23 protein-coding genes are annotated in these 23,898 nt (G+C 72.4%); 12 read left to right on the forward strand and 11 right to left on the reverse strand.

From position 1 onward, the window contains the following. Positions 1 to 80: 80 nt before the first annotated feature. Positions 81 to 539, reverse strand: coding sequence for an SRPBCC family protein (locus tag VGD85_RS08770; RefSeq protein ID WP_325119692.1), 459 nt, complete (start codon positions 537 to 539; stop codon positions 81 to 83). A gap of 50 nt (positions 540 to 589) precedes the next feature. Further along, positions 590 to 2,011 carry a CCA tRNA nucleotidyltransferase gene (locus VGD85_RS08775; RefSeq protein WP_331063098.1) on the reverse strand — a complete coding sequence of 474 codons (1,422 nt, stop codon included), beginning with the start codon at positions 2,009 to 2,011 and terminating at the stop codon, positions 590 to 592. A gap of 125 nt (positions 2,012 to 2,136) precedes the next feature. On the opposite strand from VGD85_RS08775, the gene VGD85_RS08780 reads away from it, so the two are divergent. The 7 genes from VGD85_RS08780 to trxA all read left to right on the forward strand — a co-directional run bounded on the left by VGD85_RS08780 (position 2,137) and on the right by trxA (position 10,983). Then, on the forward strand, positions 2,137 to 4,407 hold the full coding sequence (locus VGD85_RS08780) for a DUF6049 family protein (RefSeq protein WP_331063073.1): 2,271 nt from the start codon (positions 2,137 to 2,139) through the stop codon (positions 4,405 to 4,407). Further along, complete coding sequence (murJ, locus tag VGD85_RS08785) at positions 4,404 to 6,071, forward strand: murein biosynthesis integral membrane protein MurJ (RefSeq protein WP_331063074.1); 1,668 nt, start codon at positions 4,404 to 4,406, stop codon at positions 6,069 to 6,071. The genes VGD85_RS08780 and murJ overlap by 4 nt, the downstream gene beginning before the upstream one ends. Before the next feature lie 60 nt (positions 6,072 to 6,131). After that, entirely contained in the window at positions 6,132 to 7,985 is a 1,854-nt protein-coding gene (locus VGD85_RS08790) for a protein kinase family protein (protein ID WP_331063075.1), read from the forward strand. Beyond that, positions 7,982 to 8,668 carry an RNA polymerase sigma factor SigM gene (gene sigM / locus VGD85_RS08795; protein ID WP_331063076.1) on the forward strand — a complete coding sequence of 229 codons (687 nt, stop codon included), beginning with the start codon at positions 7,982 to 7,984 and terminating at the stop codon, positions 8,666 to 8,668. Before VGD85_RS08790 ends, sigM begins: the two co-directional genes overlap by 4 nt. 41 nt (positions 8,669 to 8,709) lie before the next feature. Next, positions 8,710 to 9,456, forward strand: coding sequence for a hypothetical protein (locus tag VGD85_RS08800; protein ID WP_331063077.1), 747 nt, complete (start codon positions 8,710 to 8,712; stop codon positions 9,454 to 9,456). Positions 9,457 to 9,552: 96 nt separating this feature from the next. Beyond that, positions 9,553 to 10,551: a thioredoxin-disulfide reductase gene (trxB, locus tag VGD85_RS08805; RefSeq protein WP_331063078.1), complete on the forward strand. Its 999-nt coding sequence runs from the start codon at positions 9,553 to 9,555 to the stop codon at positions 10,549 to 10,551. Between the two features lie 105 nt (positions 10,552 to 10,656). Further along, entirely contained in the window at positions 10,657 to 10,983 is a 327-nt protein-coding gene (gene trxA / locus VGD85_RS08810; RefSeq protein ID WP_331063079.1) for a thioredoxin, read from the forward strand. Positions 10,984 to 11,047: 64 nt separating this feature from the next. On the opposite strand, the gene VGD85_RS08815 is transcribed toward trxA, so the two are convergent. Beyond that, positions 11,048 to 11,683: a GNAT family N-acetyltransferase gene (locus VGD85_RS08815; RefSeq protein ID WP_331063080.1), complete on the reverse strand. Its 636-nt coding sequence runs from the start codon at positions 11,681 to 11,683 to the stop codon at positions 11,048 to 11,050. A gap of 66 nt (positions 11,684 to 11,749) precedes the next feature. On the opposite strand from VGD85_RS08815, the gene VGD85_RS08820 reads away from it, so the two are divergent. Genes VGD85_RS08820 through VGD85_RS08830 form a run of 3 tightly spaced genes read left to right on the forward strand, consistent with a single transcriptional unit; the run spans position 11,750 to position 14,883 of the window. Then, positions 11,750 to 13,069 carry a PLP-dependent aminotransferase family protein gene (locus tag VGD85_RS08820; RefSeq protein WP_331063081.1) on the forward strand — a complete coding sequence of 440 codons (1,320 nt, stop codon included), beginning with the start codon at positions 11,750 to 11,752 and terminating at the stop codon, positions 13,067 to 13,069. 58 nt (positions 13,070 to 13,127) lie between these two features. Continuing rightward, positions 13,128 to 14,099 carry a D-alanine--D-alanine ligase gene (locus VGD85_RS08825; RefSeq protein WP_331063082.1) on the forward strand — a complete coding sequence of 324 codons (972 nt, stop codon included), beginning with the start codon at positions 13,128 to 13,130 and terminating at the stop codon, positions 14,097 to 14,099. Between the two features lies 1 nt (position 14,100). After that, positions 14,101 to 14,883, forward strand: coding sequence for a lysophospholipid acyltransferase family protein (locus tag VGD85_RS08830; protein ID WP_331063083.1), 783 nt, complete (start codon positions 14,101 to 14,103; stop codon positions 14,881 to 14,883). A gap of 56 nt (positions 14,884 to 14,939) precedes the next feature. On the opposite strand, the gene VGD85_RS08835 is transcribed toward VGD85_RS08830, so the two are convergent. From VGD85_RS08835 to rpmH, 8 genes are all read right to left on the reverse strand, one after another. After that, on the reverse strand, positions 14,940 to 15,929 hold the full coding sequence (locus VGD85_RS08835; RefSeq protein ID WP_331063084.1) for a ParB/RepB/Spo0J family partition protein: 990 nt from the start codon (positions 15,927 to 15,929) through the stop codon (positions 14,940 to 14,942). Next, entirely contained in the window at positions 15,926 to 16,885 is a 960-nt protein-coding gene (locus tag VGD85_RS08840; protein ID WP_331063085.1) for a ParA family protein, read from the reverse strand. The genes VGD85_RS08835 and VGD85_RS08840 overlap by 4 nt, the downstream gene beginning before the upstream one ends. 125 nt (positions 16,886 to 17,010) lie before the next feature. Then, positions 17,011 to 17,712: a 16S rRNA (guanine(527)-N(7))-methyltransferase RsmG gene (gene rsmG, locus VGD85_RS08845; protein ID WP_331063086.1), complete on the reverse strand. Its 702-nt coding sequence runs from the start codon at positions 17,710 to 17,712 to the stop codon at positions 17,011 to 17,013. Positions 17,713 to 17,776: 64 nt separating this feature from the next. Continuing rightward, positions 17,777 to 18,205: a protein jag gene (locus VGD85_RS08850; protein WP_331063099.1), complete on the reverse strand. Its 429-nt coding sequence runs from the start codon at positions 18,203 to 18,205 to the stop codon at positions 17,777 to 17,779. 149 nt (positions 18,206 to 18,354) lie between these two features. Next, the gene (gene yidC, locus VGD85_RS08855; RefSeq protein WP_331063087.1) at positions 18,355 to 19,455 is read right to left on the reverse strand and encodes a membrane protein insertase YidC; all 1,101 of its coding nucleotides are present in this window, start codon (positions 19,453 to 19,455) and stop codon (positions 18,355 to 18,357) included. 3 nt (positions 19,456 to 19,458) lie between these two features. Further along, the gene (gene yidD, locus VGD85_RS08860; RefSeq protein WP_331063088.1) at positions 19,459 to 19,737 is read right to left on the reverse strand and encodes a membrane protein insertion efficiency factor YidD; all 279 of its coding nucleotides are present in this window, start codon (positions 19,735 to 19,737) and stop codon (positions 19,459 to 19,461) included. Next, on the reverse strand, positions 19,734 to 20,090 hold the full coding sequence (gene rnpA, locus VGD85_RS08865) for a ribonuclease P protein component (RefSeq protein ID WP_331063089.1): 357 nt from the start codon (positions 20,088 to 20,090) through the stop codon (positions 19,734 to 19,736). The genes yidD and rnpA overlap by 4 nt, the downstream gene beginning before the upstream one ends. Positions 20,091 to 20,124: 34 nt before the next feature. After that, positions 20,125 to 20,262: a 50S ribosomal protein L34 gene (gene rpmH, locus VGD85_RS08870; RefSeq protein ID WP_011758123.1), complete on the reverse strand. Its 138-nt coding sequence runs from the start codon at positions 20,260 to 20,262 to the stop codon at positions 20,125 to 20,127. 588 nt (positions 20,263 to 20,850) lie between these two features. Between rpmH and dnaA the strand changes: the two genes are divergently transcribed. Next, positions 20,851 to 22,314: a chromosomal replication initiator protein DnaA gene (dnaA, locus tag VGD85_RS08875; RefSeq protein ID WP_414690785.1), complete on the forward strand. Its 1,464-nt coding sequence runs from the start codon at positions 20,851 to 20,853 to the stop codon at positions 22,312 to 22,314. Positions 22,315 to 22,700: 386 nt separating this feature from the next. After that, positions 22,701 to 23,840, forward strand: coding sequence for a DNA polymerase III subunit beta (gene dnaN / locus VGD85_RS08880; protein ID WP_331063090.1), 1,140 nt, complete (start codon positions 22,701 to 22,703; stop codon positions 23,838 to 23,840). Positions 23,841 to 23,898 lie beyond the last annotated feature (58 nt).

Genomic DNA, 23,898 nt, shown 5'->3' on the forward strand with positions numbered 1-23,898 from the left:
CCCGCCGGAGTCCCCGATCCGTACGACGACGGTGGGCGCGCCCGCTGATCCCCGGGCGGGAGCACCTGGGACCCCCGGACCTATGCCTCCGACTCGGCCTTGACCCGGCTCAGCGTCTGCCGCATCCCCTCGCGCAGCTCCCGGGTGAAGTTCTGCTGCCCACCCAGGGCAATCCTGGTGAGCTTGATCGAGATGTCGGAGATGCCCTCGGGGGCCCGGCGCCGCTGGATCACGCGCGTGCCGGTCGCTGTGGGTTCCAGGGTGAAGGACCAGACCGTGTAGTTGTCCTTGACGCGGAACGCGAACTCGCGGTGCGGCTCGAACTCCACCACCTTGGTGCGCGTCGGCCAGAAGAGGGGCCCGCGGCGGTTGATGTTGAACGCCTTGGTCCCCAGCTGGACCGGGCCGCGCACGATCGTCCGCACGACCTGCGGGCTCCACTGCGACATCCGGGGCAGGTCCGTCACGAGGGACCACACCTGGGCCGGCGGGGCGGCCACCTCGATCGACTCCTCGAGCAGGGACTCGTACTCGCTCACTGTCACTCCGTCCGTGGGGGGAGCCGCGAACCTAGCGCAGCCGGGCCACCTCAGGAGCGGGCCGACCACCAGTCGAGCAGGGCGGCCCGGGCCTCCTCGGGGGACTGCGGCCCGTGATCGAGCCGGAGCTCGAGGAGGTAGCGATAGGCGGCACCGACCTCGGGACCGGCGCCGATCCCGAGGATCTCCATGATCTCGTTGCCGTCCAGGTCGGGCCTGATCGCGGCCAGCTGCTCCTCCTCGGAGAGCCGCGCGATGCGCTCCTCGAGGTCGTCGTACGTGCGCCGGAGCCGCTCGGCCTTGCGCCGGTTGCGGGTGGTGCAGTCGGCGCGGGTGAGGACGTGGAGACGTTCGAGCTGGTCGCCCGCGTCGCGGACGTAGCGCCGCACCGCCGAGTCGGTCCAGTCGCCCTCGCCGTATCCGTGGAAGCGCAGGTGCAGCTCGACCAGCTGCGCCACCGCGTCGGTGACGTCGTTGGAGAACCGCAGGGCCCGCATCCGCTTGCGGGTGAGCTTGGCGCCCACCACGTCGTGGTGATGGAAGGTGACGGTTCCGTCGCCGACGAAGCGGCGGGTGCGGGGCTTGCCGACGTCGTGCATGAGGGCGGCGAACCGGGCGACGAAGTCGGCCTCGCCCCCGGGCAGACGGTGCTCGAGCTCGATCGTCTGCTCGAGGACGGTGAGCGTGTGCTCGTAGACGTCCTTGTGGCGGTGGTGCTCGTCCCGCTCCAGCGCCAGGGCCGGAAGCTCGGGCAGCACGTGCTCGGCGAGACCCGTCTCCACGAGCAGGGTCAGCCCGCGTCGTGGGTACGGTCCGCACACCAGCTTGACCAGCTCGTCGCGGACCCGCTCGGCCGAGACGATCGCGATCCGGTCGGCCATGGCCGTCATCGCGGCGACCACCGCCGGGTCGACCTTGAAACCGAGCTGTGCGGCAAACCTCGCGGCGCGCATCATCCGCAGGGGGTCGTCGGAGAAGGAGTCCTCCGGGGTGCCCGGGGTGCGCAGCACGCGGTGCCCGAGGTCGGCGATCCCACCGAACGGATCCTCGAAGGTGCGCTCCGGCACCCGGACCGCCATCGCGTTCACCGTGAAGTCCCGCCGTCCAAGGTCTCCGGCGAGGGTGTCCCCGAAGTCGACGGTGGGCTTGCGCGAGTCCGGGTCGTAGGCCTCGGAGCGGTAGGTCGTGATCTCCACCTGCCACTCGCCCTTGCGGCAGCCGATGGTGCCGAAGGCGCGGCCCATGTCCCAGACCGCGTCCGCCCAGCCCTTGAGCAGCGCCTCGGTCTGCTCGGGCCGGGCCGAGGTGGTCAGGTCGAGGTCGTTGTGCTGGCGACCGAGCATCGCGTCGCGCACCGGCCCACCCACCAGGGCGAGCTCGTGGCCGGCGGCCGCGAAGCGCTCACCGAGCTCGTCGATGACCGGGGCGATCCGGTCCAGCTCCGCGGTGACGGACCGCTGGGCGTCGGCCATCGAGAGGGGCGGAGGTGGGGCGTCGGGCACGGGAGCCGAGTCTAGTGGGGTGTCTCACCGGTCGATCGGACCGTCCCCGGCCCGCCCACCCGGCACCCACAGGTCCGACGGCTAGAGTCGCTGCCGTGCTTCGCCCGGTGTCGCTGCTGCTCGCCCTCGGGGCAGCGGCCGCGGTCACCGCACTGCCGCTCGCCCCGACCCCCGCCCAGGCACACACCCCGGCCCCCGCCCAGGCACCGGCCCAGGCACCGGCCCAGGCGTCGGCCCACGCACCGCGCGCGCCGCGTGCGGAGACCACTCCGCTGGCGGTCACGATCGACGACCTCACCCCCTCCGAGATCCCGGAGAGCGGACCGATCCGGGTGCAGGGGACGGTCACCAACCAGGACACCGAGACCTGGACGACCGTCAACGTCTACGCGTTCCTCTCCGACGCCCCGATGACCACGCGGTCCGAGCTGGCCCGTGCGGTTCGCACCCCCGCCGACAGCGAGGTGGGCGAGCGCATCGTCGAGGAGAGCGCACCGCAGACCCAGGACACCATCGACCTGCTCGCGCCGGGGGCGACCGCGACGTACTCGATCACGATCCCGCACCGCTACGTCGACGTCACCGAGGCCGGCGTCTACTGGTTCGGCGTGCATGCGCTGGGCCAGGGACCCGACGGCCGCGACACCACCGCCGACGGGCGGGCCCGCACGTTCCTGCCGTTCGTGCCGCCGGCCCGCAAGAACCAGGCCCAGCCGACGATCCAGACCTCCCTGGTCATCCCGATCCGTCGGCAGATCACCCACGCCCCCGACGGGACCGTCAGCGACGTGGACTCGTGGGTGGACACGCTGGGTCGCGGTGGCGCACTGCGCTCGCTGGTCGACGTCGGCGTCGCCGCCGGGTCGCGCCCGGTCACCTGGCTGGTCGACCCCGCCGTGCCGGACACGGTGCGCGACCTGGTCGCGGGCAACCCGGCCCGGTCGCTGGCGCCCACGGTCGGCGAGGACGGCGCGGGCGACGCCGACCAGGAGGGCGGCCAGGACGGCACCTCGGAGTCCCCGAGCCCGGAGGAGAGCGCCTCACCGAGCGAGGATGCCGGTCAGGACGGCGGTCAGGACGGCGAGGTCAGCGAGCTGACGCCGGAGCTCCAGGCCGCCGCCGACGAGGGCTCGAGCTGGCTGGAGGCGTTGCACCAGGGCCTCGAGGGCCACGAGATCCTGTCCTTGCCGTACGGCGACGTCGACGTCGCCGCCGCCGCCAAGTACGACCCGGCCCGCTACCGGGAGGCTCGCAAGCGCGCGACCGGTGACCTACAGCCCTGGGGTCTGCCGACCACGCCCGTGGCGTCCTCGCCGAGCGGCTTCATCGACACGGCCGGGCTGCGGCTGGTCGAGCCGGCGACCCCGGTGCTCGTCACCGACCGGATGCTCGACGGCCGCGCTCCCGCGGTGATCCGCACCGAGGGCCGGACCCTGGTGGTCTCGTCGTCGGCCGCGGCCAGCGGGGGACCCGGGCCGACGGACCGGACCTCGCCCCTCGCGATGCGCCAGCGGATCCTCAGCGAGGCGGCCGTCCGGCTGCTGTCCCCGAGCCGCGAGCCGCTGATCGTGACCCTGCCGGTGCACCTCCCGGCCTCCTGGTCGGCGTCCGACACCACCGCCGGGTCGCTGACGGCCTTCTTCGCCGGCCTCGACGTGGACTGGATCGACCTGACCAGCCTCTCGACGCTCACCCAGCGGGTCGCGACCGACGTCGACGTGGACCGGCTGGACTACCCGGACACCCAGCGCCGCCTCGAGCTCGACGCCGACGTCTTCACCGCGGCCGGCGACCTGGTGCAGGCCGGGGAGACGCTGCAGAACCTGCTCACCCGCAACGACCAGGTGGCGTCGGTGATCCGCGACGAGGCGTTCAGCGACACCTCCTACTCCAGCCGGTTGCGCCCGATGCTCGCGGAGAGCTCGGCCGACCAGTCGCGGGCGTGGATCGAGAAGCACCTGCGCGGGGTCAGCATCGACGCCCCGAGGTCGGTCATCCTGTCCAGTGGCAGCGGCCGCTTCTCCGCCACGATCACCAACGATCTCGACGAGCCCGTGAGCGTCAAGGTCGGCGCGGAGGCCGACCGGCCGCTGAAGGTGAGCGTCCCGGAGGAGACCATCGACATCGCGGCCCAGAGCCGGACCACCGTGCTGTTCAACGCCTCCTCGTCGGCGGGCGGGGTGCGCAACGTGACGCTCCAGCTCACCGACGTCGACGGCGTGCCGCTCGGCTCCTCCGACGACCTGCCGATCCGCTCCAACCAGGTCAGCGGCGTGATCTGGCTGATCCTCGGCACCGGCGTGGCGCTGCTCTTCGGCACGATCGCGATCCGCCTGGTCCGGCGGATCCGGGCGGCCCGATCGTGACCGCGATCCGCGACGACGGCTCCGAGCGGGACCGCGTCCTTGCCAACGGCGCCGTCATGGCCGCCGGGACCGTCGTGTCCCGGATGAGCGGGTTCGTGCGCTCGACGCTGCTGGCCGCCGCACTGGGTGCCCAGCTGCACGCCGACGTGTTCAACATCGCGAACACGATCCCCAACATGCTCTACATCCTCCTGGCCGGCGGCATCTTCAACGCCGTCCTGGTCCCGCAGCTGGTCCGGGCGATGCGCAACGACCCGGACGGTGGCGACGCCTACACCAGCCGGGTGATCACGCTGGCCGCCCTGTTCCTCGCGGTCGTCTCGGTGCTGCTGGTGCTGGCCGCGCCGTGGGTGATGGAGCTGCTGCTCGACTCCCGGTTCAGCGAGCCGGCCCTGGCGGCGCAACGCGACTCGGCGATCGACTTCGCGCGCTACTGCCTGCCGCAGGTGTTCTTCTACGGGATGTTCGTGCTGGTCGGCCAGGTGCTCAACGCCCGCGGCCGGTTCGGCCCGATGATGTGGGCCCCGATCGCGAACAACGTGATCTCGGTGGCGGTGCTGGCGCTGTACCTGGTGGTCTTCGGCCCGGCCCAGGACGTCTTCGGTGCGTTCTCCGCCGACGAGGAGCTGCTGCTCGGGCTCGGCTCGACGCTGGGGATCGCCGCCCAGTTCGTGATCCTGGTGCCCTACCTGCGCAGCGCCGGCTTCCGCTACCGGCCGCGCTTCGACTTCCGCGGCACCGGGCTCGGCCACACCCTGCGGCTCGGGGTGTGGACGGTGCTGTTCGTGATCGTCAACCAGGTCGCCTACACCGTCGTGGTGCGGCTGGCCTCGAGCGGTACGGCGAGCTCCGCGGACGGCACGGGCTACTCCATCTACTCCTCGACGTTCCTGATCGTGATGGTCCCGCACTCGGTGGTGACGGTGTCGTTGGCGACCGCGATCCTGCCGCGGCTGTCGGCCCGGGCCGCCGAGGACGACCTGCCCGGGCTCTCGCGGTCGCTGACCGACACGCTGCGCAGCGCCCTGGCGGTGGTGTTGCCGTTCGCGCTGCTGCTCCCGGTCATCGCGACCGACCTCGCCAACGTCGTCTGGGGCCACGGCGCCGCGGCGGCCCACTACGAGCTCTATGCGCCCTCGCTCGCGCTGTTCGGCGCCGGCCTGGCGTTCTTCACCGTCCACTACCTGATGCTGCGCGGGTTCTACGCGCTCGAGCGCACCCGCACGGTGTTCTGGATCCAGTGCGCGGTCGGCGGCACCAACATCGTCGCGGCCCTGGTGCTGGTCCGCGCGACCGACGCCGAGCACACCTCGCCCGCGCTCGTGCTCGCCTACTCGGCCTCCTACCTGGTCGGCGCGGTGATCTCGTACGCCGTGCTGCACCGGCTGGTCGGTGGCCTGCGCACCGCGCGGCTGGTCCGGTTCCTGGTGCGCGCCGCGATCGCCGCCGGACTGTCCACCGCGGCGGCGGCCGGCACGGCGTACCTCCTGCATCGCGCCGCCGGTGACCCGCACTGGGTCGTCGCCGCGGTCTGGGTCGTCGTGACCACCTGCGTCGACGTCGCGGTGTTCGTGGCGCTGGCCCGGGTGCTCCGGCTCGGCGAGGTGACGACCGTGGTCGACACGATCCTGCGCCGCGTGCGGCCCCGGCACGTCCCCAGCTGACGCCCTACCATGGGCCCAGGGCCACCTGCCGTGGACGACGAACGCGACGAGGGGAGCGCAGTGCCGAGCTCGATCCGGCCCGGCGACGTCCTTGCCGACCGCTATCGCCTGGTCGCCCTGCTCGCCGAGAGCGGAGGCGGCCGGTTCTGGCGAGCCCACGACAAGGTCCTCGAGCGGTACGTCGCGCTGCACGTGATCCCCGAGGCCGACGAGCGCGCCGCCGCGCTGCTCGACGCGGCCCGGCGCTCGGCGATGGTCCACGACCGGCACCTGCTGCGGGTGCTCGACGCCGACCGCGTCGACGACCTGGTGTTCGTGGTCAACGAGTGGGGCTCGGGCGACTCCCTCGACATCATGCTGGCCAACGAGGGCCCGCTCGGTGCCCGCCGCGCGGCCTGGCTGGTCTCGGAGGTGGCCGACGCGATCGCCACTGGCCACGAGGCCGGGGTCGCCCACGGCCGGCTGGTCCCCGAGAACGTGCTGGTCGACCACGGCGGCGCCGTACGCCTGATCGGGTTCGCCGTCGACGCCGCCCTGCACGGCCTGCCGACGGGGCGTCCCTCCACCGACGTCTCCGACCTCGGTGGCCTGCTCTACAGCGCGCTCACCGGCAAGTGGGCCGGGACCTCGCCCTCCGACGTGCCCCGCGCGCCGGTCGAGCAGGGCCGGGTGCTGCGGCCGCGTCAGGTGCGCGCCGGGATCCCGCGGCCGCTGGACACGCTGTGCGACGCGGTCGTCAACCCCTACAGCGCCGGGTCCGGGGCCCGACTGCGCGAGACCCACGACCTGGCGTCCGCGCGCGGCATCTGCGACTTCCTCACCGAGTTCGTCGGCGACCCGACGGGACTGGCGGAGGCGGAGGCGGCGGCCGGGCACCGCGACCCCGACACGATCTCGCTCCCGGCGATCCCCGACCCGCCGGTCCGCGTCCCGGCCCCGCCGCCGGCTCCCGAGCCAGACCCCGAGCCCGAGCCCGACCCCGAGCCCGAGCCGGAGCCGGAGCGGCGGGCGAGGTCCACGGAGCTGCCGACCCAGGCCGGTCTGCCGATCTTCGACGACGACCACGACGACGTCTCCTGGCTCGCCGCACGCGCCGAGCCGGCGCCGCCCCCGCCGCCCTTCGAGGACCCGCCCGAGCGGCCCCTGTTCGCCCCCGAGCCGGCCGAGGGTCCCGCACGCAGGCCCCGCCACCCGCACCTCCACGCACCCGGCCGCGGGAGCGACGGATCCTTCTGGCCCTGGGGCGAGGAGGCGCCGTCGGGCACCGGCCCGATCGTGGCCACCCCGCCGGACGACGACGTCCCCGGCCGGAACTGGCTGCGACTCGCCGCGGTCGTCGGAGCCGGCCTGCTGCTCCTCGTCGCGATCGTCGTCGCGTTCAACCTGGGCCGCGGCCGCACGCCGCTGGGCGCCGTCCCCGACGACGACGGCGCGACGAGCCCGACGGCGTCCGCCTCGAGCGCCGCGCCCACCCCGATCACCGGGGTGACGGCCACCGACCTCGACCCGCAGGGCAGCCCGCCGGAGGAGAACCCCGACCTCACGGCGCTCGCGGTGGACGGCGACCCGGCCACGGCCTGGCGCACGATGACCTACAAGCAGAACTTCGGGCCCGGCGGCCTGAAGACCGGGGTGGGCCTCGTGCTCGACCTCGGCGCCGAGCACACCGTCGCCTCCGTCGACCTCACCTTCGTCGGGGCGCCGACCGGCTACTCCCTCTACCTGACCGACACCGCGCCGGCCGGCGTCTCGGGACTCACCGCGGCCGCCACCGGCACCGCCGAGGAGGCCCGCGACCGGGTCACGCTCGAGGGCGGGGCGTCCGGCCGCTACCTCACGGTCTGGCTCACCTCGCTGCCGGCGATCCCGGGCGGGTTCCGCGGCGAGATCGCCGAGGTCACGGTGCGCGGGTGAGCGACCTCGACGCGGCCACCGACCAGGAGCTGCTCAGCGCGCATGTCGCGGGCGACCCCGCGGCGTTCGGCGTGCTCTTCGCCCGGCACCGGGACCGGCTGTGGGCGGTGGCCCTGCGCACGATGGGCAACCGCGACGACGCGGCCGACGGCCTCCAGGACGGGTTGGTCGCGGCGTACCGACGGGCCGCGACGTTCCGCGGCGACGCGGCGGTCACCACCTGGTTGCACCGGGTCGTGGTCAACGCCTGCTTGGACCGCCTGCGCGCGGCCAAGGTACGCCGCGCCGACCCGCTGCCCGACGACCTCGAGGAGTACCGCGACCGCGGCGCGGCCGCCTCCGCGGCGCCGGCGACCGAGGACCCCGCCGACCTGAGCGTGCGCTCCGAACGCCGGCGGCTGGTCCTCGACGCGCTGACGGCGTTGCCCGCCGAGCAGCGGGCGGCGCTCGTGCTCGTGGACATGGAGGGCTACTCGGTCGCCGAGGCCGCGGCCGTCCTCGACTGTGCGGTCGGCACCGTGAAGTCCCGGTGCTCACGCGGCCGGGCCCGGCTCGCGGAGGTCCTCGCCCCGCTGCTCACCGACACCTCGCGTGAGGCGGACCACCCCGCGGCGGGGAACCCCCCGCCCACGCGGACCGTCGGATCCACGGAGGCACCCCGGGGGCCGCCCACCCCCGCCTGACCCGCCCGCTCGTCCCCGCCGCGAAGGAGGTGAACCCCCCGATGACGCACGATCCCGACCCGAGGTCCGACCCGGCGCCCGCCGAGGAGCAGGTACGCCGCCTGCTGGCCGACGCCCGGCACACCGAGCCGATGCCCGAGGACGTCGTGGCCCGACTCGACGGGGTGCTCGCCGACCTCGCGGCCCGACCCGCCGAGGAGCCGGCGCCCCGGCCAGGACGTGCCGAGCGCGTGGCCGACCTGGCCGCCGCGCGCCGTCGGCGTACCGTCCGCAACCTGCTCGTGGCCGCCGCCGCGGTCGTGCTGATCGGCGTGGGCCTGGACCGGGTCGACCTGAGCGCCGGCGACGCCGACAGCGCCACCTCCGCCGGTGGCTCCGCCGAGAGCGCCGACCGCTACGAGCGCGACGAGCTGAACTCCGGGGAGGCGCCGCAGGGGGCGGTGCCGAACGACTCCGACCTGCGTGGGGTGGACGGTGCCCTCGCGCTGCCCCCGGTGCGGCTGTCCCCGGAGCGCTTCGGCACCCAGGTCCGGCGGCTGCAGGACGAGGCGCGCGTCTCCGCCCTCGACAGCCGGAGCTACACCGCCGGCAAGTCCGACCTCGCCCGGCTCGACGCGGCGGCGTGCCCGACGGACGCCTGGGGGTCGGGCCGGTTCGTGGTCGTGCGCTACGACGGCGCCCTCGGGGCGCTGGTCTACCGCCGGGTCCACGGCGACACCCAGGTCGTGGACCTGTTCCTGTGCGGGAGCGACGAGCCGGCCAGGTCGGTGACGCTGCCGGTGCCGTAGGCCACACGCGGACCGGGAAGATTCCTCACCTACGATCGGTTCTATGCGGCGTAGGTCCACTACGCCCTACCCGTCCCTCGAGGAGAGTCGAACTCCATGTCCGACGCCCAGTCCGTGCGCAACGTGATCGTCATCGGCTCCGGCCCGTCCGGCTACACCGCCGCCCTCTACACGGCGCGGGCCAACCTGTCCCCGCTGGTCTTCGAGGGCTCGGTCACCGCGGGCGGCGCGTTGATGAACACCACCGAGGTGGAGAACTTCCCCGGCTTCCGCGACGGCATCATGGGCCCGGCCCTGATGGACGAGATGCGCGCCCAGGCGGAGCGCTTCGGTGCCGAGCTGGTCGCCGACGACGTGGTCGCGGTCGACCTCACCGGCGACATCAAGATCGTCAAGACCGCCACCGACACCTACCGGGCGCGCGCGGTGATCCTCGCGATGGGCTCGGGCTACCGCAAGCTCGGCCTGCCCCGCGAGGAGGAGCTCTCCGGACGCGGCGTCTCCTGGTGCGCGACGTGCGACGGCTTCTTCTTCCGCGACCAGCACATCGCGGTCGTCGGCGGTGGCGACTCCGCGATCGAGGAGGCGACGTTCCTGACCCGCTTCGGCTCGAAGGTCTCGCTGATCGTGCGCCGCGACGAGCTGCGCGCCTCCAAGATCATGCAGGAGCGTGCGTTCGCGGACCCCAAGCTCGAGATCGAGTGGAACTCCGTGGTCGAGGAGATCAACGGCTCGGACCGCCTGGAGTCGGTGACGCTGCGCGACACCGTGACCGGCGAGACCCGCAACCTGCCGGCGACCGGTCTGTTCATCGCGATCGGCCACGACCCGCGCTCCGAGCTGCTGCCGGGCCAGGTCGACCTCGACGAGAACGGCTACGTGATCGCGAGCCACCCCTCGACCGGCACCAACCTGCCGGGCGTGTTCGCCGCCGGCGACCTGGTCGACCACCACTATCGCCAGGCGATCACCGCGGCCGGCACCGGCTGCGCCGCGGCGCTCGACGCCGAGCGCTACCTCGCCGAGCTCGACCACGCGGCCGCGGGTCCGGCTGACGCCCAGGCGCGCGCCGACGCGGAGATGGCCGGCGCCTGACCCGTCGCGGCGCTCGGCCCCGCCCGGCGCGGCGGGGAACATCCGTCCTCCGGCCGGTGTTCGATACCGGTAGACCTCAGAGTTCACATCAGAAGGGAAGTGCCCGTGGGCAACATCGCTGCCGTCACCGACGCCGAGTTCGAGGCGCAGGTGCTCAAGTCCGACAAGCCGGTCCTCGTGGACTTCTGGGCGGAGTGGTGCGGCCCGTGCCGCCAGGTCTCCCCCATCCTCGACGAGATCGCCTCCGCCCACGGTGACAAGATCACGTTCCTGAAGATGAACGTGGACGAGAACCCCGTCACCCCGTCGTCCTACCGGGTCACCGGCATCCCGACGATCAACGTCTACCAGGGCGGCGAGGTCGTGAAGAGCATCGTCGGCGCCCGCCCCAAGGCCGCGATCCTCAACGAGCTGGCGGACTTCATCGGCTGACTGTTCCGGCTCACGTCGACCCGCCCGATACTTTCGGGCGGGTCGACGTCATTTCGAGCTGCCGTCAGCCTCGGGTCGCCTTGGGCGCGGGCGGCCGGGCCGGCTTCGGCACCGGCCGCATCACCCCGACCAGCCGCTCCAGCGCAGCCTCGAACTCGTCCTTCCAGCTGAGCGCCATCCGCAGGTCCATCCGCATCCGCGGCGTCGTGGCGTGCGCCCGGTGGGTCTTGAACCCGACGCTGCCGAGGAAGTCGACGGGCAGCAGGTGCCGTCCGCTGCGGCCCGCGGTGTCCCCGAACGCCTCGACCGCACCGACGCCGCCGCGCTGGATCAGGTCGCGGGCCATGCCCTGGACCAGCATGCGGCCGAGTCCCCCGCCACGCAGCGCGGGGTCGACGTACGCCATCGTTAGCAGCACGGCGTCGGGCGAGACCGGGGCCGTCGGGAAGGCCGCCGCACCCGGCAAGAAGGCCTCGGGCGCGTAGACCACGAACCCCACGGGCACGTCGTCGACCAGCGCGACCCGGCCGCACGACCCCCACTCGCGCAGCACCTCCGAGACCCACGCGTCCTTGGCGGCGGCGGGATCGGCCACCCGCTCCCGGCGCACCGGATCCAGCTCCCAGAACAGGCACGTGCGGCAGGGCGACTCGATGGCATCGAGGTGGTCCAGCGTGAGCCGGACGATCTTGCGAGACACCACACACCTCCCACTTCGCGGGCCGGTGCTGCAGCGCGCGGCCGCATCCCTCATGCTAGACGGGTCATGGAGAGCCAGCCCGCACGCGCGACCACCCGCCTCGACTCCTACGTCGACAGGTACGCCGCACGCACGGCCGGCATGACCGCCTCGGAGATCCGGGCGCTGTTCTCCGTGGCCTCGCGGCCCGAGGTGGTCTCGCTGGCCGGCGGGATGCCGAACATCTCCGGGCTGCCGCTCGACGTGGTGGGCGGCGCGATCTCGGACCTGATCGCCACGCAGGGCCCGGTCGCGATGCAGTACGGCTCGGGCCAAGGGGTGCCCGAGCTGCGCGAGCAGATCTGCGAGGTGATGCGGCTCGAGGGCATCGACGCGCACCCCGACGACGTGGTCGTGACCGTCGGGTCCCAGCAGGCCGTCGACCTGGTGACCCGGATCTTCTGCGACCCCGGGGACGTGGTGATCTGCGAGGCCCCGTCCTACGTCGGCGCCCTCGGGGTCTTCAAGGCCTACCAGTGCGACGTGGTCCACGCGGAGATGGACGCCGACGGGCTGGTGCCCGACGCGCTGCGCCAGGCGATCGCGGTCACCAAGGCCGCTGGCAAGACCATCAAGTTCTTGTACACGATCCCGAACTTCCACAACCCCGCGGGTGTGACGCTCTCCGCCGAGCGGCGGCGGGAGGTGCTGGAGATCTGCCGCGCGGAGGACATCCTCGTGCTCGAGGACAATCCCTACGGCCTGCTCGGCTTCAGCGGTGAGCCGATGCGCGCGCTGCGGGCCGACGAGGCCGAGGGCGTGATCTACCTCGGCTCGTTCTCGAAGACGTTCGCGCCGGGCTTCCGGGTCGGCTGGGCGCTCGCCCCGCACGCCGTGCGCGAGAAGCTCGTGCTCGCCCAGGAGTCCGCGACCCTGTGTCCGCCGCAGTTCTCGCAGATGGCGGTCTCCGCCTACCTCTCCGAGCACGACTGGCAGGGCCAGATCAAGCAGTTCCGCGAGATGTACCGCGAGCGCCGCGACGCGATGGTCCAGGCGCTGGAGGACCTGATGCCGGCGAGCTGCCGGTGGAACGTGCCGGCCGGCGGGTTCTACGTGTGGCTCACGCTGCCGCCGGGGATCGACGCGAAGGCGATGCTGCCGCGCGCGGTGACCGCCCGCGTCGCCTATGTCCCGGGCACGGCGTTCTTCGCCGACGGCTTCGGCTCCGGCTCGATGCGGCTGTCGTTCTGCTACCCCACGCCCGAGCGGATCCGTGAGGGGGTACGCCGCCTGGCCGGCGTCCTCGAGGCGGAGATGGAGCTGCGGGCGATGTTCGGAGCCGGCGCGCCTGCGCGCGGGCTCGAGGTGCGCAGCGGCTACGACGCCCCCAGCACCGACCTGACCTGATCCCCGACGTGATCCCTGACCTGATCCCCGACCTGGCCCCCTCGTGAGCGGAGAAGAAGTGGCGCCGACAAGCACATCCAGTGGCCGGGTCCTGGTCCTGGCCGGCGGGCTCTCCCACGAGCGCGACGTCTCCTTGCGCTCGGGCCGGCGGGTGGCCGAGGCGCTGCGCGGCACCGGCCTGGACGTCACCGAGCGCGACGTGGACGCCGCCCTGCTCGGGGTGCTGCGCGACGAGCGGCCCGACTGCGTGGTCCCGATGCTGCACGGCGAGACCGGCGAGGACGGGGCGATCCGAGAGGTGCTCGACCTGCTCGGCGTCCCCTACGTGGGCGCTGCGCCGGCCGCCTGCCGGGTCGCGTTCGACAAGCCGGTGGCCAAGGCCGTGGTCGCGCGGTCCGGCGTACTCACGCCGCAGTCGTTCTGCCTGCCCCACCAGGCCTTCCGCGAGCTCGGCGCCGGCGCGGTGATGGCCGCGCTCGTCGAACGGCTCGGCCTGCCGCTCATGGTCAAGCCGACCCAGAGCGGCTCGGCGCTAGGCTGCACGGTCGTCCACACGGCCGAGGAGCTCCCGGCGGCGATGGTCAACGCGTTCGCGTACGGCGACGTCGCACTGCTCGAGCGCTTCGTCACCGGCCTGGAGGTGGCGGTGCCCGTGCTCGACGACGGGTCGGGCCCGCGCGCGCTCCCTGCGGTGGCGATCCAGCCCGACGGGGGCGTGTACGACTACACGGCCCGCTACACGGCCGGGGCGACCGAGTTCGTCACGCCCGCTCCCCTCTCCGACGAGGTCGCCGCCGAGGTCGCCCGGGTCGCGCTGCTCTCCCACGAGGTGCTGGGGCTGCGCGACGTGTCCCGCTCGGACCTGATCGTCGATGCCGACGACCGGGTGTGGTTCCTGGAGGTCAACGTGGCCCCGGGCTTCACCGAGACGTCGACGGTCCCGCTGGCCATCCAGGCGGCCGGGCTCGATCTCGGCGAGGTGTGTGCGTCGCTGGTGCAGGCGGCGATCACCCGGGGAGCCGGGTCCTGAGGTGCGCGACCTGACCTACCCGCCGGTGATCGTGGCGGCCAAGACGGCGTTCCGCCTGCTGGGGCAGCGCTTCACGATGACCGGGACCGAGCACGTCCCTCGTTCCGGCGGTGTGCTGCTGGCCTGCAACCACATCAGCTACGTCGACTTCATCTACGGCGGCTTCGCGGCCCATCCGTCGCGGCGCCTGGTGCGGTTCATGGCCAAGCGCGAGATCTTCGACCATCCCGTCGGGGGACCCGTGATGCGCTCGATGCACCACATCGAGGTCGATCGCGGCGAGGGCGTGGCGTCCTTCCACACCGCCGTCGACTACCTGCGCGCCGGGGAGGCGGTGGGGATCTTCCCGGAGGCCACGATCTCGCGGGCGCTGGAGCTCAAGGAGTTCAAGACCGGTGCCGTCCGGATCGCCGCGGCGGCCGGCGTGCCCCTGCTGCCGGTGGTGCTCTGGGGCACCCAACGGATGCTCACCAAGGACCACCCCCGTGATCTGTCCCGGGGGAAGACGATCGCGATCCGCGTGGGCGCGCCGCTGCACCCGACCGGGGCGGACCCGGTCGCGGAGACCGCGGAGCTGAAGGCCACGATGGCCGGGCTCCTCGACGAGACGATCCGCGGCTACCCCGCCGAGGAGCAGCCGCCGGGTTCGTGGTGGCTGCCGGCCTCGTACGGCGGCAGCGCGCCCACCCTGGCCGAGGCGGCCCGCCTCGACGAGGAGGAGAAGCGGCGTCGTGCCGAGCGTCGGCGGGCGAAGCGCGACGGCGTCGATCCCAATCGGCAATAAGTCGACAAAACGCTTTACCGCTAGATCGTTAGACCGGTAGTTTCGCCGCTGGGCGCTTAGATCGGGCGGTCGGTCCGGTTGCGCGGGTCCATGATGTCGACGATGCGGCGCAGGTCGTCCAGCGAGGCGAACTCCACGGTGATCTTGCCCTTCGAGCGGCCCAGGTCGACCTTCACCCGGGTCTCGAACCGGTCGGAGAGCCGCTCCGCGAGATCGGCGAGACCCGGCGCGACCGGCTTCGCCCGGGTCGCCCGCGTCGCCGGCCGGGTGCCGTCGCGCAGCGCGACGATCTCCTCCAGGCCGCGCACGCTGATCCCCTCGGCGACCACCCGTTGCGCGAGCCGGTCCTGCAGGTCGGCGTCCTCGACGGCGAGCAGCGAGCGCGCGTGTCCGGCGGAGAGCACCCCCGCCGCCACCCTCCGCTGCACCGCCGGGCTCAGCTTGAGCAGCCGCAGGGTGTTGCTGATCTGGGGCCGGGAGCGGCCGATCCGGCTGGCGAGCTCCTCGTGCGTGCAGCCGAAGTCCTCGAGCATCTGGGCGTACGCCGCGGCCTCCTCCAACGGGTTGAGCTGGGATCGGTGCAGGTTCTCGAGCAGGGCGTCGCGGAGCATCGCGTCGTCGTCGGTCTCGCGGACGATCGCCGGCACCGTCTCCAGCCCCGCCTGCTGGGTCGCGCGCCACCGACGCTCGCCCATGACGAGCTCGTACTCCTCCGGTCCGTGGCGGCGGACCACCACCGGCTGGAGGACGCCGATCTCCCGGATCGAATGGACCAGCTCGGCCATCGCCTCCTCGTCGAAGACCTGACGCGGCTGCACCCGGTTCGGTCGGATCTGGTCGACCCGGATCTCGGCGAAGTGGGCCCCGGCCACCGGCGCCAGCTCACGGTCGGTCCCGGGCGCCAGCTCGGGGCCGCCGACCCCCGCACCGCCCGTTCCCGCCTCGGTCTGCGCACCGGTGCCGTCCCCGGGCTGGGGCGCCGTCGGGATCAGGGACCCCAGCCCCCGGCCGAGGCCACGACGCTGCGGCGGACGGTGGGCGTTCATGGGCGGGCTCCCTTGGTCGCGATCTCCCGAGCGGCTTCGAGGTAGGACAGCGCCCCCGGCGAGCCGGGGTCGTAGGTCATCACGGTCTGGCCGTACGACGGCGCCTCCGAGACGCGGACCGACCGCGGAATCGTGGTGTTGAGGACCTGGTCGCCGAAGTGCTCGCGGACCTCCTCCGCCACGCCGGCCGCCAGGCGGGTGCGCGCGTCGTACATCGTGACGAGGATCGTGGAGACGTCCAGGGCGGGGTTGAGGTGCGCCCGCACCATCTCCACAGTCTCGAGCAGCTGCCCGAGGCCCTCGAGGGCGTAGTACTCCGCCTGGATCGGGATCATCATCTCGTTGCCCGCGACGAGCGCGTTCAGCGTCAGCAGGCCCAGCGACGGCGGGCAGTCGATGAGCACGTAGTCGAAACGGTCGTCGCCGAGCTCCTCGGCCGAGCCGACCTGCGGGTGCCCGAGGATCGCCTTGCGCAGGCGGCTCTCCCGCGCCACGACCGAGACCAGCTCGATCTCGGCACCGGCCAGGTCGATGGTCGCCGGGACGACGCAGAGGCCGTCGACCTCGGGGCTGACGCTCACCACCTCGGCCAGCGGGACCCCGTCGACGAGCGCGTCGTACGTCGACGGGACGCCACGGCGGTGCTCGACGCCGAGCGCCGTCGAGGCGTTGCCCTGCGGGTCGAGGTCGATCACCAGCACGCGCTGCCCCAGCTGGGCGAGCGCCGCGGCGACGTTGACCGTCGAGGTGGTCTTGCCGACGCCGCCCTTCTGGTTGGCGACGACGAAGACCCGGGTCGCCGGCGGCCGCGGCATGGCCGGTCGGAGCCGAGCGCCCTGGCGGGCCAGCACCACGTGCTCGGCGGCTCGGGCCAAGGGGGTGGCGTGGTCGTGATCGAAGTCCGGTGCGCCGACGGCGATGTCCTCCGCGGTCCGCACCGGGTATCCGCCGCTCATCGCTCGGGCGGGCTCGGTTTCACGTGAAACATCGTCGTCGCCGACGACGGTCTCCTGTGGATGATCCGGCTCCGGCTGTGGAAAACCACGCTCACGCGAGGCCTCACCACCGGTGGAAAACTCGGTCACGCTCGCCGCCTCCGCTTCGCAGTGCCACGTCCGTCTCGCCGGCGCGGCTCGGGCCCGGCGCGCCTGCGCGGAGCCACAATCGGCCAAGATACCCGGCTGGGATCGGCCCAAGCCACCCGGACCACCACCGTGGGGGAGACCCCGCCGCCCGGGGCCGTGAGGTCACGGATCTCCGGGACACCACAGCCCCACCGGTTCAGCGCTGCCGCAGCGTCCTCGACCTCGACGGCGGCCGAGGACCCCTTCATGGCGAGCAGCTCGCCCGAGGGCTCGACCAGAGGCATCGACCAGTCCAGCAGCCGCTCGAGCGGGGCCACCGCCCGCGAGGTCACCACGGCGAACCGACGCTCCCCGTGCAGGGCGTCAGCCCGCGCCCGGACCACCTCGACCGTTGCCAGCTCGAGCTCGCTCACCACCTCGGTGAGGAACGTGGTCCGGCGCAGCAGCGGCTCGACCAGGGTCACCCGCAGGTCGGGCCGGGCGATGGCCAGCACGAGGCCGGGGAGACCGGCTCCCGACCCGACGTCGCACACGGAGGCACCCGTCGGGATCGCGCTCGCGAGCAATGCACAGTTCACCAGGTGCCGGTCCCACAGGCGCGGGGCCTCCCGCGGCCCGATCAGGCCACGGAGCACGCCCTCGGTCGCCAGCAGTTCCGCGTACCGCTCCGCCAGGGGCAGGCGGTCCAACGCAAACACCCTCCGCGCCACCTCGGGCGCGGAGGGTGTTTCACGTGAAACATGGTCCGTCATCGCGACGCCATCAGTCGGGGAGCACCACCACGTGGCGCCGCGGCTCGACGCCCTCCGACTCCGAGGTCAACCCCGCCGCCGCGACCGCATCGTGGACGACCTTGCGCTCGAACGGCGACATCGGGTCCAGCGAGACCCGCTCGCCGGAGCTGCGGACCTGCGCCACCGTCTCCTCGGCGAGCTTGACGAGCTCGGCGCGCTTCTGCGCCCGGTAGCCCGAGATGTCCAGCATCAGCCGGGACCGCTCGCCGGTCTCGCGGTAGACCGCCAGGCGGGTCAGCTCCTGCAGCGCGTCGAGCACCTCGCCGCGGGCACCCACCAGCTGGGAGAGGTCGGCTCCGACGATGGAGACCGCCGCGCGGTCGCCCTCGACGTCCATGTCGAGGTCGCCGTCGAGGTCCGCGATGTCGAGCAGCTCCTCGAGGTAGTCGGCCGCGATGTCGCCCTCCTGCTCGAGCTGCGCGACCCGCGACGACCCGCCCGCGTCCGTCGCCGCGTCCGTCTCGGCGTCCGTCTCGGCGTCGGTCTCGGCGTCCGTCTCGGAATCCACGGGCGTCGGGATCGTCTCGTCGCTCACTGCGTCCTCACTCACTGCTGCTCCCCCTCGGGACTGGGCTTGGGCTTCGCGGCCGGCTTCGGCTGGGCCTTCTTCTGCTTCTGCTGCTGCTTCTGCGGCTTGGTGCCCGGCTTGCTCTGCGGGGACTTCGCCGGCGGCGCGCCGGCAGTCTTCTTCCGCTGCTCGCGAGACTGCCTCTTCGGCTGCTGCCGGGTGGCCGGACGCTGCTCGGTCTCCGCCACCTCCGGCGTCGCAGCGGTCTCGACGGCGCCGTGGCCGTGCCCGTGTCCGTGCCGCGCGGCCTTGGCCCGGTCGCGCTCGGCCTTCGCCTTCGCCGCTGCGGTGCCCGGTGCCGGGTTGTTGCGGATCACGTAGAACTGCTGCCCCATGGTCCACAGGTTCGACGTCGTCCAGTAGAAGAGCACACCCACCGGGAACGCGATACCACCGACCGCGAACACCACCGGCAGGACGTAGAGGAGCAGCTTCTGCTGCTGGGCATAGGGACCGCTCAGCGCGTCCGGGGGCATGTTCTTGCTCATCAGCTGCCGCTGGGTCGTGAACGTCGTCGCCGTCATCGCCACGACGAGAACGGCCGCCACCACCTGGACCGCCGCCGACCCCTCGGACTGGAGGAACGTCGCCTTCAGCGGGATCGCCCCGAACAGCTCGGAGTTGCCGAAGCTGGCTGCCAGCTTGTCGCTGAGGAAGGCGATGCCGTCGCCATTCGCGGCATGGTGGTCCAGCAGCCGGAACAGCGCCAGGAAGATCGGCATCTGGATGAGGATCGGCAGGCACGAGGCGAACGGGTTCGTCCCGCTGTCCTTGTACAGCTTCATCGTCTCCTGGGCGAGACGCTCCCGGTCGTGGCCGTACTTCTTCTGCAGCTCCTTGACCTTGGGCTGGATCAACTGCATGTTGCGGCTGGACTTGATCTGCTTCACGAACAGCGGGATCAGCGCCGCGCGGACCGTCAGCGTCAGGCCGATGATCGACAGCACCCAGGTGCCACCCCCGTCGGGGTCCATCTGGAGCACCGAGCTGAAGAGCCAGTGCCACGCGACCAGCACCGCCGAGATGGCGTAGTACAGCGGCGTCATGATGAAGTGGCCGATGTCGCCGAGGAATCCCACGGGTCAGGCTCCTTGCTGGGGTGAGGGAGATGGGCCCGCGCTCCGGCGGGAAGAACGAGGCGGCACCGGGTCGTAGCCGCCGGCCGCCCACGGATGGCAGCGCACCAGCCGGCGGCTCGCCAGCCAGCTGCCCTTCACGCTGCCGTGCACCCGCACGGCGTCGAGCGCGTAGGCCGAGCACGACGGGTGGTAGCGGCAGACCTGGCCGTAGAGGGGGCTGATCAACAGCCGGTAGGCGCGCAGCAGACCGATGAGCAGGTAGCGAACCGGGTCGTACCTCATCTGGCCACCTCCGCGCGCACCCGATCGAGGCAACGGTCGAGGTCGGCGCCGAGTTCCCGCGACGTGGCGGCCGCCGCCGGCGGGAGCGCCCGGACCACGAGCACAGCAGAGCCCGGGAGCGACGAGACGTGCTCCCGGGCGAGGTGTCGGAGCCGGCGCTTCACCTGGTTGCGGGTGACGGCGTTCCCCACCGACTTGCTCACCACGAGGCCGACTCGTGCCGGCGCCGGATCGGAGTCTGTACTCCCGAGCAGCAGGTGCACGACCAGCGTGCGCCGTCCGGCGCGCCGACCCGACCGGATCGCCTCGCGGAACGTGGCGCCGTCAGTGAGGCGGTGCGCCGCGGGCAGCACGGGCCGACGCGGAGAGCGTGCGGGGGGTGGGCCGTCAGACGGCGAGGCTCTTGCGGCCCTTGCGACGACGCGACGACAAGATCGCGCGGCCGGCACGGGTGCGCATCCGCAGGCGGAAGCCGTGGACCTTGTGGCGGCGGCGGTTGTTCGGCTGGTACGTACGCTTGCTCACGAGCTTCTCTCCATCGTGGGTCAGGGCTGGTCACACCGGGCCCGAGCGGCAGTGCGGTGCCGGTGCCGGGGCCGTGGTCACGGACCCGACGGGCGCCTTTCGGCTGGCACCGCCCACCCATGAACCGGGCGCCGTGGTGCGACTGCTCGTTCATGGACATGCGGCACCGGTCGACACCGGGTGACCGAGCAACGGTACGCGCCCGTGATCCACAGGGTCAAACCCACGTCGGCCGACCCGCGGGGGGCCTCCGCGGCGCCTGTGGATGACGGCTTGCCGTGGCGGCGCGTCGGTTGTTACGTTCAGTGGAGACGAGGTTCCCCGTCATCCTCGCACCCGCCCGGACCACCCGACAGTGTGACCCCCGCCACATCGGCGGAAAAGCCCCGCTGACCTGCAGAAACACCGGTTCGAACGGACTGCGGGATGTCCTCGGACCGACTCTCTCCACAAGGACTGGGTCGGGTTCACAACCTGTGGACAAACTTGTGGACGCAAGCGGCGCGGCCGGGGTCTCCGGTTCTCCTGCGGGACCGGTGAGACCTCCCCCACGATGGGGGTCCCGGCGACGGGCAGGACGACCGGGAGATCACTCAGAAAGCGGGAGCGGTGGATCAGAGCACCTCGGACCTCGGCGTCGCCTGGCGCGGCGTGGTCGACGACCTCCAGCCGAACCAGCGGGCCTGGCTGCGCGCCAGCGAGCCGGTGACGCTGCACGAGAGCACCGCGATCGTCGCGGTGCCCAACGACTTCACGCGCAACCAGCTCGAGGGCCGGCTGCGCGCCCAGCTCGAGGACGCGCTCACCCTCCGGTTCGGCCGCGAGATCCGCATCGCCGTCACGGTCAACCCCCAGCTCGAGGACCACGGCCACCCCAGCGGTGAACCGAGCATCGGCGACAACTCGACAAGTCGAGATATCGATATGTCGACAAAGCCGCAGGTGGAGCCGGCGCCCACGCCCGTCCCGCCGCCGGCCGAGACTGCCGACCTCGCCACCCGACCGAGCTCCCTGGAGACCCGGCTCAACCCCAAGTACACGTTCGAGACCTTCGTCATCGGCTCCTCCAACCGCTTCCCGCACGCGGCCGCCGTCGCCGTCGCCGAGGCGCCGGGCAAGGCCTACAACCCACTGCTCGTCTACGGCGACTCCGGCCTGGGCAAGACCCACCTGCTCCACGCGATCGGCCACTACGTCCGCTCCCTCTACACCGGCGCCAAGGTCCGCTACGTGTCGAGCGAGGAGTTCACCAACGAGTTCATCAACGCCATCCGCGACGACCGCCAGGACCGCTTCAAGCGGCGCTACCGCGACGTCGACGTGTTGCTGATCGACGACATCCAGTTCCTGGAGGGCAAGACCCAGACCCAGGAGGAGTTCTTCCACACGTTCAACACCCTCCACAACGCCAACAAGCAGATCGTGCTGACGTCCGACCGCCCGCCCAAGCGCCTCGAGGCGCTCGAGGACCGCCTGCGCAACCGGTTCGAGTGGGGCCTGATCACCGACGTCCAGCCGCCGGACCTCGAGACCCGGATCGCGATCCTGCGCAAGAAGGCCGCGATGGACCGCCTCACCGCGCCGCCGGACGTGCTGGAGTTCATCGCCTCCAAGATCCAGACCAACATCCGCGAGCTGGAGGGCGCCCTGATCCGGGTGACCGCGTTCGCGAACCTCAACCGCCAGGAGGTCGACATGACCCTGGCCGAGATCGTGTTGAAGGACCTGATCCCCGAGGGCGGCGAGCCCGAGATCACCGCGGCGCTGATCATCGCCCAGACGGCGGCGTACTTCGGCCTCTCCATCGACGAGCTGACCGGCCCGAGCCGCGGCCGGCACCTGGTGATGGCGCGGCAGATCGCGATGTACCTGTGCCGCGAGCTCACCGACCTCTCCCTGCCCAAGATCGGCGCGCAGTTCGGCAACCGCGACCACACCACGGTCATGTACGCCGACCGCAAGATCAACCAGCTGCTCGCCGAGCGCCGCGCGGTCTTCAACCAGGTCAGCGAGCTGACCAACCGCGTCAAGCTGCACGCCCGCCAGGGCTGACCGCCCGATCCCCGCGCCATCGCCGAGGCTGTGGACGAAATGTGGGCCGTCGCACCACGCCTGCGCACGACCTGTGGACGAATGACACGACCCGCGCGGACCTGTCATTCGGTTCCACAGTCCGCGCCGTTCGTGCATTTGCCACTCCACAGCCCGCGTGCACAGCCAAGTCGCCGACTGACCTGCGGCGATCCGGGTTGTCCACAGATTCCACCGACGCTATGACTCCCACGTACCTCCAGACAGATCGATCCTCGGTGAACATCCACTCGGACGCCTTCCTGGGGACAACGCACGCGCGTCGGCGCTGCATGGCAGGATGCTGAGCCCAGCACCGTGCTGTCGTTCCACCCTCGTTCCAACCGAGCCGACCCGAAGGAACCATCGTGAAGTTCCGCGTCGAGCGCGACGTGCTCGCCGATGCCGTCGCCTGGGCTGCCCGCAGCCTCCCGGTCCGCCCCAGCGTCCCCGTCCTGGCCGGCCTCCTCATCGAGGCCAGCGACGACGGCCTGGTGCTGTCCACCTTCGACTACGAGACCTCGGCGCGTGCGACCCTGGCGGCGCAGGTCAGCGACGAGGGCAAGGCCCTGGTCAGCGGCCGTCTGCTGGCCGACATCTGCCGCAGCCTGCCCGCGAAGCCCGTCGAGATGACCCTCGACGGCGCCCGGGTGTCCCTGACCTGCGGCTCCGCCCGGTTCAGCCTCCAGACCATGCCGGTCGAGGACTATCCGTCGCTGCCCGACATGCCGGCCGCCACCGGCACCGTCCAGAGCGAGGCCTTCGCCCATGCGGTCGCGCAGGCGGTCACCGCCGCCGGCCGCGACGACATGCTCCCGGTCCTCACCGGGGTCCGCATCGAGATCGACGGCTCGACGATCTCGCTGCTGGCCACCGACCGGTTCCGCCTCTCGCTGCGTGAGCTGGAGTGGGCCCCGCGCACCCCGGACGAGTCGGCCGCCGCCCTGGTCCCCGCCCGCGTGCTCGGCGACACCGCCAAGTCGCTCACCGGCGGCGGCGAGGTCACGATCGCGCTCGCGACGACCGGGTCGGGCGAGGGCATCATCGGCTTCGAGGGCCACGGCGCCGGCGGCCTGCGCCGCACCACCACCCGCCTGCTCGACGGCGAGTTCCCCAAGGTGCGCAGCCTGTTCCCCCACGAGCACCAGACGACGGCGTTGGTGGACAAGGCCGCCCTCGTGGAGTCGGTCAAGCGCGTCGCGCTCGTCGCCGAGCGCAACACCGCGGTCCAGCTCGCCTTCAGCGACGGGGTGCTGACCCTCGACGCCGGCTCCGGTGACGAGGCCCAGGCCTCGGAGTCGATCGAGGCCACGATCACCGGCGAGGACATCACGACGGGCTTCAACCCGCAGTTCCTGCTCGACGGCCTCACCGCGATCGACCAGTCGGTCGTGGAGCTGGCCTTCACCCAGGCCTCCAAGCCGGTCGTGATCAGCGGCTCGGTCGACGAGGACGACACCGACTCCTCCTTCCGCTACCTCCTGATGCCGCGCCGTCTGCTGTCCTAGCGCGCCGGCGTTTCGGGTACGGGTCCTAGGCTGGGCTCGACCGGGCCGCGGCAGAGAG

The organism is Nocardioides sp., assembly GCF_036401255.1.
In the GTDB taxonomy this organism is placed as follows: Bacteria; Actinomycetota; Actinomycetes; order Propionibacteriales; family Nocardioidaceae; genus Nocardioides.

Coding starts and splice junctions, on each gene's coding strand:
- VGD85_RS08775 (WP_331063098.1), bottom strand. CDS start 2,011: ATGGCCGACGCCCAGCGGTCCGTCACCGCGGAGCTGGACCGGATCGCC.
- VGD85_RS08800 (WP_331063077.1), top strand. CDS start 8,710: ATGACGCACGATCCCGACCCGAGGTCCGACCCGGCGCCCGCCGAGGAG.
- trxB (WP_331063078.1), top strand. CDS start 9,553: ATGTCCGACGCCCAGTCCGTGCGCAACGTGATCGTCATCGGCTCCGGC.
- VGD85_RS08820 (WP_331063081.1), top strand. CDS start 11,750: ATGGAGAGCCAGCCCGCACGCGCGACCACCCGCCTCGACTCCTACGTC.
- VGD85_RS08835 (WP_331063084.1), bottom strand. CDS start 15,929: ATGAACGCCCACCGTCCGCCGCAGCGTCGTGGCCTCGGCCGGGGGCTG.
- VGD85_RS08840 (WP_331063085.1), bottom strand. CDS start 16,885: ATGAGCGGCGGATACCCGGTGCGGACCGCGGAGGACATCGCCGTCGGC.
- yidD (WP_331063088.1), bottom strand. CDS start 19,737: ATGAGGTACGACCCGGTTCGCTACCTGCTCATCGGTCTGCTGCGCGCC.